13 protein-coding genes are annotated in these 16,167 nt (G+C 41.9%); 10 read left to right on the top strand and 3 right to left on the bottom strand.

Annotation, left to right across the window (positions count from 1 at the left end):
* Positions 1-3: 3 nt before the first annotated feature.
* The 3 genes from ACFOZY_RS03985 to ACFOZY_RS03975 all read right to left on the bottom strand — a co-directional run bounded on the left by ACFOZY_RS03985 (position 4) and on the right by ACFOZY_RS03975 (position 2,945).
* On the bottom strand, positions 4-657 hold the full coding sequence (locus ACFOZY_RS03985) for an ABC transporter permease (RefSeq protein WP_378152507.1): 654 nt from the start codon (positions 655-657) through the stop codon (positions 4-6).
* A complete protein-coding gene (locus ACFOZY_RS03980) occupies positions 657-1,805 on the bottom strand; it encodes a betaine/proline/choline family ABC transporter ATP-binding protein (protein WP_378152505.1) in 1,149 nt (382 codons plus the stop codon). Before ACFOZY_RS03980 ends, ACFOZY_RS03985 begins: the two co-directional genes overlap by 1 nt.
* A gap of 162 nt (positions 1,806-1,967) precedes the next feature.
* Complete coding sequence (locus tag ACFOZY_RS03975) at positions 1,968-2,945, bottom strand: DUF2382 domain-containing protein (protein WP_378152503.1); 978 nt, start codon at positions 2,943-2,945, stop codon at positions 1,968-1,970.
* A gap of 234 nt (positions 2,946-3,179) precedes the next feature.
* Between ACFOZY_RS03975 and ACFOZY_RS03970 the strand changes: the two genes are divergently transcribed.
* The 10 genes from ACFOZY_RS03970 to ACFOZY_RS03925 all read left to right on the top strand — a co-directional run bounded on the left by ACFOZY_RS03970 (position 3,180) and on the right by ACFOZY_RS03925 (position 16,161).
* Positions 3,180-4,124, top strand: coding sequence for a nuclease-related domain-containing protein (locus ACFOZY_RS03970; RefSeq protein ID WP_378152501.1), 945 nt, complete (start codon positions 3,180-3,182; stop codon positions 4,122-4,124).
* Between the two features lie 187 nt (positions 4,125-4,311).
* Positions 4,312-5,067 carry a general stress protein gene (locus tag ACFOZY_RS03965; protein WP_378152499.1) on the top strand — a complete coding sequence of 252 codons (756 nt, stop codon included), beginning with the start codon at positions 4,312-4,314 and terminating at the stop codon, positions 5,065-5,067.
* 153 nt (positions 5,068-5,220) lie between these two features.
* Positions 5,221-6,624 (top strand): alanine/glycine:cation symporter family protein, encoded by a 1,404-nt coding sequence (locus ACFOZY_RS03960; protein WP_378152497.1) that lies wholly within the window; start codon positions 5,221-5,223, stop codon positions 6,622-6,624.
* A 176-nt stretch (positions 6,625-6,800) separates the two neighbouring features.
* Positions 6,801-8,117, top strand: coding sequence for an NAD-dependent malic enzyme (locus ACFOZY_RS03955; RefSeq protein WP_378152495.1), 1,317 nt, complete (start codon positions 6,801-6,803; stop codon positions 8,115-8,117).
* Between the two features lie 137 nt (positions 8,118-8,254).
* The gene (locus ACFOZY_RS03950) at positions 8,255-8,953 is read left to right on the top strand and encodes a glucosamine-6-phosphate deaminase (protein ID WP_378152493.1); all 699 of its coding nucleotides are present in this window, start codon (positions 8,255-8,257) and stop codon (positions 8,951-8,953) included.
* Positions 8,954-9,150: 197 nt separating this feature from the next.
* Positions 9,151-9,648 (top strand): C40 family peptidase, encoded by a 498-nt coding sequence (locus tag ACFOZY_RS03945; RefSeq protein ID WP_378152491.1) that lies wholly within the window; start codon positions 9,151-9,153, stop codon positions 9,646-9,648.
* A gap of 126 nt (positions 9,649-9,774) precedes the next feature.
* Positions 9,775-10,794, top strand: a complete 1,020-nt coding sequence (locus ACFOZY_RS03940) for an acyltransferase (protein WP_378152489.1) — start codon at positions 9,775-9,777, stop codon at positions 10,792-10,794.
* Positions 10,795-10,868: 74 nt separating this feature from the next.
* Entirely contained in the window at positions 10,869-11,489 is a 621-nt protein-coding gene (locus ACFOZY_RS03935) for an S-layer homology domain-containing protein (protein ID WP_378152487.1), read from the top strand.
* Between the two features lie 244 nt (positions 11,490-11,733).
* Positions 11,734-14,238, top strand: coding sequence for a phosphodiester glycosidase family protein (locus ACFOZY_RS03930; protein ID WP_378152485.1), 2,505 nt, complete (start codon positions 11,734-11,736; stop codon positions 14,236-14,238).
* A 363-nt stretch (positions 14,239-14,601) separates the two neighbouring features.
* The gene (locus tag ACFOZY_RS03925; RefSeq protein WP_378152483.1) at positions 14,602-16,161 is read left to right on the top strand and encodes a hypothetical protein; all 1,560 of its coding nucleotides are present in this window, start codon (positions 14,602-14,604) and stop codon (positions 16,159-16,161) included.
* Positions 16,162-16,167: the final 6 nt, after the last annotated feature.

The following is a 16,167-nucleotide window of genomic DNA, read 5'->3' as shown; positions in this document are numbered from 1 at the left end:
CCCTTATGCCACTGTATCTCTACGACGGATTCCTTTAGGCGTCGCGTAATATTCAAGTCGTCCAAGAAGGAAGTCAATTATTAAAGCCAACAAAGTAACTGGAATGGCTCCGCCAACGATCAAATCTGTTCTGAATAAATTTAGTCCATCGAAAATGAAGTCGCCTAAACCGCCGCCTCCGATGAAGGATGCAAGAGTGGCCCATCCGATTAAGTAAACCGCCGAAACACGGATTCCAGCCATGATGACTGGGATTGAAAGGGGAAGTTCCACTTTCATCACGCGCTCGAAGGAGTTCATCCCCATGCCGCGAGCTGCTTCCAACAGGTTTTTGTCGACATTTTTAACGCCGATATACGTGTTCCGTAAAATTGGCAGCATCGAGTAAAGGAAGAGCGCGACAATCGCAGGAAGCTTTCCAATTCCTAATAAAGGAATAAAGAATGCAAGAATGGCAAGGCTCGGGAAGGTTTGGATGATGCTGACGACGCCTAAGACAAAATCCGCTATTTTAGGAAGTCGGACGAGCCATATTCCGACTGGAACAGCCACAATCACGCCTAATAGAAGTGCAATAAACGAAATATAAAGATGCTCCCAAGTTTTCTCGGCAAGCAGTAAGCCATATTCTGCAAAAAAGGAAGTGAACGCATCCATTATGCTTCACCTCTCAAGGTTTCGGAATCTTCTTCGCCCCAGATGGAATCATATAGGACATCAACAAGACTTGTTCGTGTTACTAATCCGATCAAGCGATTCTCATGATCTGTAACAGGAACGTACTTTAGTCCGCGTACAAGAATGTTACGTGTTGCATCACGGAGAAGTGTGTTCTCTTTCACAGTTGGTAAATCAGTTTTCATGATGAATGAGATGGGGGTATCGTAGTTTTTTGTCCGGTCAATCATTTCGATGGAAATAAAACCTTCCAATACATTGTCACTATTTGTAACAAGTAATGAGTCGACACGACGTGTCCTCATTAAACTGATTGCTTCCAATAAAGTGCCTTCTGGGCGAATTGTAACGGGATTAGAATTCATGATCTGGTCAACGGTTTGGAAATGCTGTTGCGCTTGAATCAATCGATCTTTACCAATGAAGTCCTCTACAAATTCATTGGCAGGGGAACGAAGAATTTCATCCGGTGTTCCGACCTGAACGATTTTACCGGCTTTCATAATGACAATCCGGTCAGCAAGTTTAATCGCTTCATCCATGTCATGCGTAACGAAGATGATCGTTTTACCAAGGGATTGTTGTAAATTTTTAAACTCTGCTTGTAAGGAATCACGTGTAATAGGGTCGAGCGCTCCGAATGGCTCGTCCATGAGGATTAATGGGGGATTAGCGGCAAGTGCCCGCAGTACACCGATTCTTTGCTGTTGTCCACCGCTTAGTTCGTGTGGGTAGCGGTCTAGAAACTCCATTGGCATATTTACAAGTTGTATGAGCTCTTCAGCTCTTTTATGTTGTTCCTCTTTTGATTGTTTCAATAACCGTGGAACGAGGGCAATGTTATCCCGGATCGTCATATGTGGGAATAATCCAATTTGTTGGATCACGTAGCCGATATGACGACGCAACTCGACAACATCTTTCTTCAGAATGTTTTCTCCTCGTACCAATATTTTTCCGTCAGTCGGTTTAACGAGTCGATTGATCATTTTCATCGTTGTAGTCTTTCCGCAGCCGGAAGGGCCGATGAAACAAATAAATTCACCTTCCTGAATTTCAAGATTCAGTTTGTCCACCGCCACTTTTCCTCCGGGGTAGACCTTCGAGACATTTTCGAACTTGAGCATACTCATTCCTCCAATAGGGGTTCTCTTTATTTTTGTCGCATGAACGCAACTTGAGATACATTAATACCCGTTTTAATTATGTGTTAAACATTAGGATGTGAAAAACTTGTTAAAAAATGAGCACAAAAAAACCCCCGGCAGTTGCCGAGGGAGAGAACCACATTATAGTGGTCGGTTATTATCGTAATTATTATCGTCATACTGATCGTTTAATAGATCGCTATTGAATGTTTTTCCGTCACGATCGAATCGGTCGCTTGCCGATAAAGTATCCTCATCGATATCCGCTTTTTCGCTGCGGACCGTTTCGTTTACAGTTTCTGTGTCCGTGACTTTACGCTTACCTACGACGATTTCTTCATTCACCACTGGACGTTTCGATACTTCAACTTTTTCTTCAGTTACTGGAATGTGAATCGTTTCATCGTCATTAAAGTTATCATTAAAATCCGCTGATGACGCGTCGTATTCGCCATCTACCGGCCGGCGTTCAACGTATACTTCTTCGCGAGTTACCGGTACGTCAACGGATTGTTGTTCGGTAACTGTATGCTTGCTTACATTGACTTCACCCGTTTGAACTTCATCTTTATCAATGAGTAACTTTTCTTCATGAAGTCTAAGTCGTTGTTCTTCGGTTAAATCCGTATCGGCAAAGTCGCGATTCGTTGTCGTATCATACGTGTCTGCCCTGTTTACCGTCTCGCCAAGACCTTGATTTTCTACTGGTGTTGTTAAACTCATGCCATCTTCGTTAATTGCATCAGTATTATCATAAGTAACACCTGAGCTAAATTTGTCGCCGTAATCACGGTCTACGAAGACTAAGATTCCACCATCTCGTGCCTCATTGTAAAAACGAGTGGATTCTTCATCGGAGAATCCCATGTCAGTGAATGCGCCGCGGACCGGTTCCTCTCCACTTAAGAAGTCCATGAACTTGTCCATCCATCCACGGTTCTCTGTTGTCTTAGCGTCCAGTGTATCGGCGCTTACCCGACCACGTAGCATGGAAATGTCATCTTGATTGTTCGAAATGACGTAAATATCAGATTCCGTATAACCTTGCGCTTTCAGTTTCTCAATCTCGTTAAATACACCTTGTTCAGTATGGAAAGTACCAACATATTTTTTATCCATCGCACATTCCTCCTAAGAAATTATTTGGAATTGGTTACAGGCTATCTATACCACGCTGGGGGAGCATGGAAACAAACTGAATTTTTTCGAATTTATTACAAGAGTTACAGGTAGGAGTCTTTATTCGTGGTTAAAACGTGGTTTTGGCCTGATTTCGACCATCAAAATGCAACCTTGTGAAAAGCCATTCCTTTATTCGGACAAGCATGCTATTCTCGCCTTGAGGTGACAAGTGTGATTATTAAAGGTAGAGACTCTCCGATCAGTCTTATAGGATATGAAGTGTTATTAAAACGGCTATCGAAAAGCCATGAGAAATACTACATGATTCAGGACAGGTTCTTATCCGCTAAAGCCGGGAGAGGCGGTGAAGAAGAATTCGACCGCATTATTGAGAAACAGCATCTCGGCGTCCCCCACCTTTTTCTCCATGATCTTTCACTTAATAAAGACTTCCAAGTCGATTCATTATTAATTACCCAAAACTATCTATTTGTATTTGAAATCAAAAATTTGGGAGGAAAAATCAACTTCCTTTCAAATCCATTGCGTGTTGAGCAGGAATATGAAGATGGTAAGGAGCGGGCATACGATTTATCCCAAATGGATAAGTCCACATACTACTTGAGTAGATGGCTGGAGATGCGAGGTATTAAGCTCCCGGTATATCGGGCATTCGTTCTGCCATATCCTAAGAAATTTGAAAATCATACTAACATGACCGTCCTCTTCCCGAATGCGGTTCCTCCTTATATAAGAAGCATTCGGCAGGGGAAGACCAGAATAAGCGAATCACAGATGAAGGAAATAGGTGAACAGTTGAAATTAGAACATCGGGGGTTCAAGCCATTTCCGATGTGTAAACGGTGGGGCATCGACCCGAAGGATTTGTTGACAGGGGTGGAATGTGAGAAGTGTGGGAGATTAGGGATGGAGAAAGTAATACGTGGATGGTTCTGCAGAAAATGTGGCTTCTTTAATGTGAATGCTCATGAAAAAACGATGAAAGAGTATTTTATGTTAGTGGGGGATACGATTACGAACCGGGAATGTCGATGGTTTTTGGGGATTGGTGACCGCCATGTAGCTACACGCATATTAATAGGAATGAAATTAGCGGCAATTGGTGAAAAAAGGCATACTAAATACGTTTTCGACTACCAGAATATGGTCAAGTGAGCATAGAAAGAGCTTATGCGAGCATAGAAACTACTTATCCGAGCATAGAAGTTGGCTATCCGAGCATAGAACAACGCTATCCGAGCATTGGAATTCCAAATACACCACCTCCTATTCAAGACGCAAGTAGTTTACGATTCCCACCTCCCGGGGTATTAACTTATCAAATACCCGAGGAGGTTATACTATGGAAAATCGAGTTTTGAAGATAGCTCTTTCAGAAGAGGATATGTATGCAAAGCTTGATGAGTTAACAAGCATGGGTTTTGAAGAAAACGATATACATGTGTTATCAAAGAAGCCATCGGAACTGCGGGTGGTGAGAAAGTATTCGGATGTGCAGGTGCATGATTTAGGAAATATGAAGAGTAAGATGATGTCGTTGTTCGGCGGCAATGAAGCGTCGAATGGAAATTTGGAAGGGATCGGCTTTTCTGATCAGGAGATTCGATTTATCAATAATGGGTTGGATCAGGGTGGAATAATCCTGTTCAGTGAAGCTCACAATAGGGATATGACTTCCATAGAGGAGGGAAATCCGATGATGGATCGTGAACGTTGGTCAGATGGAGACGGTTCGAACGAGTTGAATACGGCTGAAGAGATTCCATTCCATGTTGAAAATAATTATGATGAGCCGATTGACCGGTTCCGTCATGGCCAGACATTCCAGAATGATGACATTTTAGTCAGGGAAGAGGATCATGTTTCATTTTCAATGGAAGAGGATCCAATCGTTCGAAACAACCGGGAGGAACTGTTTGGAGCAGAAAAGGTTTACGACGATAATGACGGATCAGATGAACCGGTAGTCAATGATGATTACCGGATGCAGGATGAACAGTCGCCAGGCATTGATCCGAATTTAGGGCCGGCACCATTTGGTCCTATTGATGAAGCGACTGAACACCAGTCTCGAAGACCTTTTAATCAAAACCTATAATGTAAAAATGGCGGGGGACCAAACCCGCCTTTTTCATGTCGGAATTTCCCGGGAAATGACGAATTGGTTTTAGGTCACTAACGATGGGGTAAAAATATTTGGTCGCTATAACTTCATAGGGCACTTACATAAAAATTTCAAGCAGGTGAAGGTATGAGTATTCTGGAGTGGATTGTTGATAAAGGGAATTTTTTATTATGGGAATATATTCTCATCTATGTGTTGATTGGATTGGGCTTATACTTTTCGATCCGAACAAAATTTGTTCAAGTTCGCTTATTCCCGGAGATGTTCCGGGTCATAACGGAGAAGAAGGACGGGGAAACAGGGGTATCGCCATTCCAAGCGTTTACGATCAGTACGGCATCACGTGTCGGAACAGGTAATATTACAGGTGTAGCAATTGCGATTGCGATTGGTGGTCCGGGAGCAGTGTTTTGGATGTGGATCGTTGCCTTGATCGGAATGGCAACGGCGTTTATCGAAAGTACATTAGCTCAAGTATACAAAGTGAGAGATGGGGATTCGTTTCGCGGTGGTCCAGCTTACTATATGCAAAAAGCATTAGGCAACAGAGGACTCGGCATTGCATTTTCTATTTTATTGCTTGTGTCTTTCGGTTTTATTTTCAATTCCGTTCAGGCAAATACGATCGTTGCATCGTTCAATAATGTCTTCAATTGGGAAAAATGGATGATCGGGTTGGTTTTAGTCATTTTTACGGCCATCATTATTTTCGGTGGAGTCCATCGAATCGTGAGAGTTACACAAGTGTTGGTGCCGGTTATGGCAGTTTTGTATATTCTTATTGCGCTTTACGTCATTATCGTTAACTTCTCTGAAATACCGGCAGTCTTTTCACTTATTGTTGAGAGTGCTTTCGGATTGAATGAAGTAGTGGGCGGTGCCATCGGTGTAGCGATTCTGCAAGGGGTTAAGCGTGGATTGTTCTCCAATGAAGCCGGTATGGGTAGTGTACCGAATGCAGCAGCTACTGCTAATGTATCGCACCCGGCAAAACAAGGCTTTGTACAAAGTCTTGGTGTGTTCTTTGATACGATCGTCATCTGTTCAGCGACCGCATTCATCATCATTTTAGCCGGATTATACGATACCGGCGAGCACGAAGGTATTGTCTTAACGCAGAATTCCCTTGCGGTGCACGTAGGGGAGTGGGCTCCGTATTTCTTGGCGATTGCCATTCTATTCTTTGCGTATAGTTCAATTATCGGGAACTATTACTACGGTGAAACGAATATCGAGTTCATGAACGGCAATAAAATATGGCTGACATTGTATCGTATTGGTGTTTTGGCCATGGTGTTCTTTGGTGCGATGGCAAAGGTTGACCTTGTATGGAATATGGCCGATCTGTTCATGGGATTGATGGCAATACTCAACTTGATCGTGATTTTCATCATAGGAAAAGTTGCCTTCAAAGTGCTTAATGACTATGTTAAACAGCGTAAGGCCGGAAAAAATCCGGAGTTCCATGCAAGCTCTATTCCTGGATTAAAGGGAGCGGAATGCTGGGAAGATGAATCATTAAGGGAATAAATTTTTGGAGACAGTTCCTCATTGTGAGGGGCTGTCTTTTTGTATGCGAATTGTGGCTCAACTAAAAGATTCACCTGTTTCCGACAAATAATTGCTTTGTTGTCACTTTATGACCTTAGTAGTACAATAGGGGATGGCTTTAGACGTATTTACAACAAGTGGGAGGCAATGATGGTATGGCACGAGATCTACTGCGTAATATTATTGTCGAAATACCATCCATTCCCGGTAACTTTGCGAAAGTCGCAACGGTTATTGGTGAATTAGGTGGAGAAATTGGTGATATAAAAACGATTAAAATGGGGACGATGTCCACAGTACGTGATATTTCTGTAACTTGCAGCAGTAAGGTAGTTCTTGAACAAATTGTTGAAGGAATGAAGAATGCGGGTGAAGGAATCGATATTCTTGCGGTTTCCGATGATGTGATGCATGCCCATGAAGGCGGGAAAATTCATATGACAAGCAGGGTGGATGTGCGTTCTCTCGCAGACTTGAGACGTGTTTATACTCCTGGTGTAGCGAATGTTTGTTTAGAGATTGAAAAAAATCCAGATAAGGCACGATATTTCACAAGCATTGGCAATTCCGTTGCAATCGTGACTGATGGAAGCGCGATTTTAGGCCTTGGAAATATTGGTCCCGTAGCAGGCATGCCTGTTATGGAAGGGAAAGCGGTCCTCTTTGACCAGTTCGTTGGTATTAGTGGAGTCCCGATTTTGCTTAATACGAGCGATCCGGATGAGGTCGTGGAAACAGTGAAGCATATCCATCAAAGCTTTGGTGCGATTTTACTGGAGGATATCGGTTCACCCCATTGCTTCGAAATTGAGGAGCGGTTGAAGAAAGAATTACAGATTCCGGTTATGCATGATGATCAGCACGGAACTGCTGTTGTCACACTTGCCGCCGCTTTGAACGCTTGCCGAGCAGCTGGAGTAGACTTGAAAAATGCAGTGGTCGGTCAAATCGGCCTTGGTGCGGCCGGCTTGGCGATCAGCCGGATGATGATGGAATATGGGGTCAAGGAAATGTGGGGAACCGATCGTCAAGAAGAGGCGACAAACCGACTTCGCGAGTATGGCGGCACGGTTCTTAATTCGGTTGAAGAAATTATGGAAAAATGCGATATTGTCATTGCAACAACTGGGGTAGAAGGGTTGATTAAACCGGAAATGGTTCGTGAAGGACAAGTCATCCTTGCTTTGTCGAATCCGAACCCAGAAATCCAGCCGAAGGAAGCATTGAAGGCAGGAGCTGCTTATGCAGCAGATGGCCGCCTTGTGAATAATGTGTTAGGCTTCCCGGGAATCTTCCGTGGTGTCTTGAATGCTGGCGCTTCTGCAATTACTTATCCGATGATGATTGCTGCAGCCGAAGCCATTGTTTCAAGTACGAAACAAGGGGATCTTGTTCCTCATCCGCTCGACCCGTCAGTTCACCAAATGGTAGCTCACGCAGTTGAACGCGTGGCATTGTCAAATCACTCATAATATAGAAGAAACGATGACCTGTTCGGATTGCCGGCAGGTCATTTTCATATAATTAGATTGGGATTTTTCGTTAGTTGACCGTGTTTTCATTTCCTACTACACTTAAGGGAAATAGAAACATAGTCAGGTGGGATTAAATGAATGTCATTACTGTGAAAACGAAAGAAGAGGCTGCAAAGAAAGCGGTTGAAATTATAGAAGATGTACTTAATAGAGGTGATTTAAAATCATTTGGACTTGCGACAGGTGGAACGATGGAGCCTGTTTATAAAGAATTATCCAAAACGGATTTAGATTTTAGTCATGTTACGGCATTCAACTTGGATGAGTATGTCGGCTTAACGGCTGAGCATCCGAACAGTTATGCTTATTATATGAAAGAAAAGCTATTTAACCAGAAAGTGTTTGAGAATACGTATATCCCTAATGGTAGTGCAGAAGATTTGAAAGCGGAATGTAATCGTTATGAACAACTGCTCAGTGATCATCCGCTTGATCTTCAATTATTGGGCGTCGGAGAAAACGGCCATATTGCATTCAATGAGCCTGGGACTCCATTTACTTCGAATACACATGTTACGAATTTAACGCAATCGACCATTGACGCAAACAGCCCATATTTTGAGAATAAAGATGCGGTTCCGACAAAGGCATTGACGATGGGAATCTCTTCTATATTGAGGGCGCGTAAAATCATCTTACTAGCATTTGGCGAGAAGAAGCGTGAAGCGTTAAATCAATTGTTTAAAGGAACTGTAACTGAAGAATGTCCTGTAACAATTTTGCAAAATCATCCCGATGTAACAGTGATTACCGATTTAAATGATTTGTCATAATAGAGTTAAATAAGGAGAAAAGCCGAAATAACAGGCTTTTCTCCTATTTTTTATGGTCCAAATGATAGATTGTCCAAGTTACAATCTATTTCTTTTGTAATAGATTTGTTACATAACTGTAAAGTTCAAAAGGTTTAATCCGTGTTAAAGTGAAAACAGATAGAATTTACAGAAAATTAGAACTCTCGGAGGGGCAAATGAGAAATAATGTAGCTAAGAAGTTTTTCGTCGTGTTTTCTTTAGTGATCATGTTTGCGGCAGGCCCATTCACGGGTAGTGCAGAAGCTGCAGCCAGTGTGGATGCAGATAAAATGACAAAAGTAGCGAAAAGTTTAATCGGTACAAGATATGTTTATGGTGGTACGTCAACAAAAGGTTTTGATTGCTCTGGTTTCATCGGATATGTGTTTGATTCCGTCGGTGTAGATCTTCCAAGAACTTCTTCAGCAATGTATGCGACTGGAGACAAAGTGGAAAAGAAAGATCTTGAGCCAGGCGACCTTGTGTTCTTCAATACGTCCGGTAGAGGTGTATCACACGTAGGCGTTTATATTGGTGATGGCAAATTTGCACATGCTTCTTCTTCAAGAGGCGTACGCGTTGATAAATTGAATGACCCATACTATTGGGGCAAGCGTTATGTAGGGGCAAAACGGGTTGCGGATGCAGTCATGGTAGCATCTGCAGAGAAATGATTTTATTCCCTCGGCTGACTCACAGCTAAATATAAGTTTTTCGAACACCCTTCTCTTAAGTTTGAGAGGGTGTTTTTTTGTGATATAGTTTCTTTACTGAATTGTAGGAAAGATGAGGTTGTCCTGATGAAAGAACGTTATGATTATATGGATTGGCTTCGTGTGATGGCAATTTTTTCTGTAGTCGGCATTCACGTTGTGGCCCAGCATGTCACGAATTATACTAAGGCACCAAATGTTTGGTGGTACGGAAATCTGATTGACTCCGCTCTTCGGGTAAGCGTACCGATCTTCTTTATCATAAGCGGTGCATTGCTATTGACCCGCACAAAAGAAGAAAGCTTACGCGATTTCTTCAAGAAGCGTTTTTCAAAAGTCATCATACCTCTCGTAATATGGAGCCTGATTTATTTAATTTACCGCCAGGTGATGTGGTTTGAAGATTTCACTTGGAAACAGATGCTTAAAATGTTTTTAACCGATTCGGTGTTCTTTCACCTATGGTTCTTATATACGATCATTGGATTGTATTTAATGACGCCGTTTCTACAAAAAATTGTCCAGCATTCAACGAAAGAATTGCTTCAATATTTCCTTGTCAGCTGGTTTGTCCTATCCAGTTTGGCGCCATTCGTGAATAAATTTGAAGGATTTTCGATTGCATTACAAGCTGGCTTGTTCGGTACATATATCGGTTATTTTATATTGGGAGCCTATTTGCTAAAATATCCGTTGCCAAAGAAGTCACTCCCTTATCTTGGCGTGCTGGCTTTGATCGGCTATGGGGTGACTGCTTACGGCACGTATTGGCTTACATTGAAAAATGGAGGGAAACTGGACGGATTCCTCTATCAATACGTTAGCCCGAATGTCGTGGTCATCGGAATCTTCCTGTTTGTTTTGTTTCAGCAGTATGGTCATGTATTTAAGGCAAATAAATTCATTCAAAGGCTAAGTGCGGCAAGTTTGGGCATCTATTTGATCCATCCGATAGTCCAGCTTTACGGAAGACGCATCGGTTTTGACGAGTATTGGGTGCACCCAGTACTGGCGGTACCGCTTGTGTGGATCAGCATATTCTTTGCTTCCTTTATTCTCACGTGGATCATCCAAAAAATTCCGTTTGTGAAACAGATTGTCCCGTAATAGTCCATTTGTCCAATTGAATTGTTTCCAATCTATTGGTAAACTCTACTAAACTACTTGTTGGAGGATTGAGAATGAAACTAAAAAAATCCATCGTTGTTATTTCTCTATTGTTACTTCTATTTGCTCCGTCCTTCTCCGCATTAGCGGCTTTTACGGACGTGAATGATCGATATAGAGATGCCGTCAACCATATTGTGAATAAAAAATATGCTCAAGGTCAAAGTGATACACAGTTCGGCGTTTCCGACCAAATTAAACGTATTGATGCAGCTGTCATGATTGCTCGTGTTAACGGGTTCACGCCTGATACGGTATATCCGAATGCAGGTTTTACAGATGTTCCGAAGGACCGCCAGTGGGCAGTAAATGCGTTGGCAGCAAACGGCATCATGAACGGGATCAATTCGAAAACATTCGGAAGCTACCAATCTATGACGCGTGAGCAAATGGCTAAAGTGATTGCTCTTACATACGATTTGCAGGCAACTTCTTATGATATGCCGTTTACAGATGTCCTTTCGACTGTTAAGCCATATGTTGCGGCTTTGCTGCAAAGTAGCATTACGCAAGGTAAAACAGCCACCACTTTCGGCTCAAAAGAAAACATTACAAGAGGCGAATTTGCACTCTTCATCTACCGTGCTGAAAGCAATGTAACACTTGATCCACCTGAAGTAATTTCTGTGGAATAGTTTAGGCAAATATGAATATCTTTCTTGTAAGATTTCATAAATATGGTACAATAAACACGTAGGTAAAATTCCTGTTTTGTATTCAATAAATGTGGTGCTTGGTTGATGGCGCGAAGAAGAACCCATTAGAGTTTTTTAAACTCTTTTGGGTTCTTTTTCCATTTTTATGTCCTCTGGACTATATCTTTTTCCAATTCTTTTAGTATACTTAGAGTTTGAAAGAGATGTCGAAAGGAGTCACATAATGCAGGTTAAAAAAATTCTCGCTACAGTTTTAGCAGCCGTCTTAGTTTTTAGCAGTTTCACAGTATCCGCCGCGACTCTCTCTCCGGGGATCAACCATGAGTCAACGTCAACGAGTGTAGGAGGATATCCTCAAAAGGTCAATAAACTCTCAGTCGACTTGACGAATCCGTACAGTAAAATTGAATATGGGGTTTCAAATCCATTAAATACGTTGCAGTCCGTTTCTGCATTATCTAAAGCTCATACATATGATCAGCACCATGTTGTTGGTGCCGTCAACGCATCATTTTTCAGATGGGAAGATCGCTTCCCGCTATATTTATTAGCTGAAAATGACCGGATTGTGAACTTAGGAAATGTGTCAACCAACTTCAATGATTACATGCATACACCTGCTGCGTTCGGAGTTACAGCAGACAAGAAGGCAAAAGTCGGTAAATACAATTTATCTCACACGATTGAGCATAATGGGGCAAACTATTCGCTCACATCGATGAATAGATTAAGAGACAACAATGAAAGTATTTTATATACTTCCAGCTGGCCGAATGATAAAACTCGCCAAAACCAATACGGGATCGAAGTTGTCGTAAGCGGAGTTTCAAAGAAAGTCGACTCCCAATTGAAATTTGGTGAAAAGGTTACTGGTACAGTTTCCGCAATCCGTCCATATGGACAATATACATCCGCTACTATTCCGGATGACGGATATGTCATTTCCGCTTCAGGTACTGAAGCATCAAAATTCACTTCAATGAAAGTCGGTGATTCTGTCACGCTTTCTGTAGATGTGGATTCGTCTTGGAAAGGTGCCCAGTTCATGCTTGCTTCCGGTCCATTGCTTGTTCAAAACGGCAGGGTCGATATGACGATTGATCCAAAATCTCCTCGTGTAACTGAACGTACTGCACGTACAGCAGTTGCGACTGATGCAACTGGCAACACGGCATACTTCGTTACGGTGGATGGCAAGCAATCGGGTTACAGCCAAGGGATGACGCTAACAGAGTTCGCGAATTATTTGGTATCCATCGGTGCCTACAATGCTATTAACTTGGATGGCGGCGGTTCCACAACGATGGTTACAAGAAATTACGGGGCGACTTATCCAACTTTGGCAAACCGTCCTTCTGATGGATCAGAACGCCGAGTATCTGCGATTCTTGAGGCGATCAGTACAGCACCAATCGGTACACCTCAGCATGTCAATGTTACCCAAACAGAAGATGGCATCGTTGCTGTCGGGGCATCAGTCGGTTACAAAGTGAACTATGTATTGGATCAATACTACAATGCGTTACCAATTGATTCTTCCAAGCTGAAATTAGAATCTGTGTCTAACAATGTTGGAGTTATCGAGAATAATAAATTCGTAGGTACAAATGCTGGAAAAGGTACGATTACAGCTACTTATGAAACAGCTACTATTTCCATCCCTGTCACAGTGACGAATTCAATCGATCGATTAGTGGCAACACCTGAGAAAATTCGTCTGGGCACAGGAGAAACAGCTGATTTTAGTGTAAGAGGAATTAGTAGTAATCAGAAGGTTATCTTCAATCCTTCAGCAGTAAATTGGACAGTTAATGGTAATATCGGTTCATTAAACGGAACAACATTTACTTCAGGAAACATTGAAGGTTCAGGCTCCATCGTCGGCACATTCGGTTCAACGAAAGTAACGATTCCAGTCACTGTTTCAAATCAACCGTTAGTACTTGGAACGTTTGATTCCACTACTGGATTAAAAGCAGAGACAATCCGTGCCAATGCATCTATTTCAACTGACACGAAGTTGAACGCCCATGATGGAAACAGCTCATTGAAATTGAATTACGATTTCACGTCATATAAAGACGATACCTCCGCTGCATACGTAACATGGACGAATGGGCTTGCGCTTGAAGGAAAACCTGACAGAATCGGTGTTTGGGTGTACGGAGACGGAAATAACCACTGGCTCCGAGGCTCATTATCCGATGGCAATGGAAAAGAAGTGACAGTCGACTTCACAAATGATGGCGGCTTGAACTGGACAGGATGGAAGTACGTTGAAGCAACAGTCCCTTCCAATCTGTCAGCACCTTTAAAGTTGAATAAAATCTATGTAGCTGAACCATCTTCTGCTAAGAAGAACAAAAGTTCAATCTGGTTCGATAAACTTCAAACAGTTTACCATGATGGTCCAACAAACGAATTGGCATTCACATCGAATTCCAATGACCGTGTTGTACCCGCGAATAAACAATTCACAGTAACATTTAGTCAAAACATGAACAGTTCCTTGCTAAATACGAAATATGTGTACGTGGAAGATCAGTACGGTGTCCGCCAGCCAGTAACTGTAGCAAAGGGAAGTGACGGAACGAAACTTATCGTCAACGCACCTTCTGCAGGCTATCAATCTGGTAAAGCATACCGACTTGTCGTAACGCATTTTGTAACGAACTCTCAAGGTACACGTATGGTGAAGGACAGTATAACGAAATTTAAAGTTAAATGATGAAAACGGCCGGTTCAATTTCGATTGAGCCGGCTGTTTTTTGTGGTTGTGGAAAAGGAGAGGGGATAGTAAGGGGGATAGTAGACAAGTAGTTGCAAGGTGGGCGACACGTGAGCGCAAGGTAGTCGACATGGATCCGCAAGGTAGGCGACAAAGTGTTCCAGGAATACGTGGTGGATTCCCGAAGTGGTAGGTAGTCGACAAACATCCGGTAGGTAATCGACATGGATTCGCAAGTTACTCGACAAAGCGAATTATTCATTTTCCTACACATTTCTTGAAACTTTTGGTAATGTAACACGACTACTTGTTTAATAGGATAATCCCACAAATTTCAAATGAGCAGCGAAGAGGGGGAGAAAAATGTTTAAAACTGTTTTAACTTTACTTATTTTAATTTTATTGGTAGCCGGTTGTGGCCAGCAAGATGTAGGACCAGACTTTTTTGGAAATGATACAGAACCTGTAAAGGAGAGAACAGATAAAGAAGCAGGACCAGCCGATGATCTAACTGTTAAGGATGCAGGGCCTGCTATGGATTCAAAGAATAAAGATTTGGAACAACCAAGTTATTTTCCTTTTTCAAAGGTTTTAGATTTTAAAGTGATTACAGATGTTACCGATGATAGCATCTTAGTCGATGATATTTACTACAAAATAGTAAAGAGTACAAAAGTCGTAAATAGTTACGATGAAAAGCTGACAATTGATAATTTACGTCCAGGCGACTTAATAAAGTTACATTCAACAGGCATTATAGATGAAAATACGTATCCTCGAAAGAGCTATGCTAAAATCGTAAAGCTGCAAACTGATAAAGAGAGCATTCAAGTAAGTCATGCGATCAGGCATTTTATTGAAAATCGTGAAGGTGGATTGATGACAGGGACGTGGATATCTGGGGTAGGGAATGAATGGATACATCTGCGATTTTATGACATATCTGTTGAAAAACAATATGCAGCTACGATCAATCTCCTTACAAACGAATATTCTGTTCGAGAGATCTCGTCCGTCGCAAAGGAGAGAGAGGCGGGAGGTAATGGAGTTGATAATGGACATATTTCCGAAATCTATGATAATGGTTTCCGGGTTATGATGGCCGATTATACCCTAACAAAAGACTCGGTTCTTGAGACGGATTCAGGGGAAATTATTACGAAGGATTCCTTGAAAATTGGTGATTTTGTTAAAGTGGATTATCGTGAATATAAAGGCGACGGAATTATTAAAGAAGCCAAACTGAATAAGTTGACACTATTGAAATCAGAAGAAAAACCGGGGGTCCAGGAATGGGTCAAGTCTGTCCTCGAGGGTCCTCTCTACAAAGATCCGGTGATCATGTTTAACTATATCGGTCGTAGTGGGGAGAGCTATACTATCCGGGTGGCGGACTTGCAGGATGATACGTGGGATACATTTGAAGTGACGTATGATTTTAATACCAAAAAACAAAGTATCGAACGAATTGAACATATTCCTCCGAACAATGAGCCGACACCTTATGATGATATCAATGACTATCAAATTGTACAAGGTGTTGGAAAAGACAGTGTGTTTATGGGCAACAGCTATAAATACCTGGATGAGGACCTGTTGGAAACGATTGATGGGGAGAATATTTCGATTCAGGATTTAAAAGTGGGAAGCTTAATTAAAGACGAGTATAAACAAATAAATGCAGAACATGGGGTACTATCAAAGATCGTTTGGCGAAATGATGAACTCTATGAGAATATTAGCGCGTCCATCAGGCATTTTATTGAAAATCAGCAAGAGGGACCAATACACTCTATTTATATCTATAGTGTTGATGATGAAACCATCGTCCTTAAATTCCGTAAGGACAAGAAAGAAAATCAGTTTAAGGCCAAGATTGATCGGAAAACGAATACATTCGAGGTAGAAGAAGAACGATATTAATTAAAG

This window comes from Chungangia koreensis, from assembly GCF_042651785.1.
GTDB lineage: Bacteria > Bacillota > Bacilli > Bacillales_A > Planococcaceae > Chungangia > Chungangia koreensis.
Note: the sequence above shows the minus strand (reverse complement) of the source record. Positions and strands in the feature narration are given on the sequence as shown.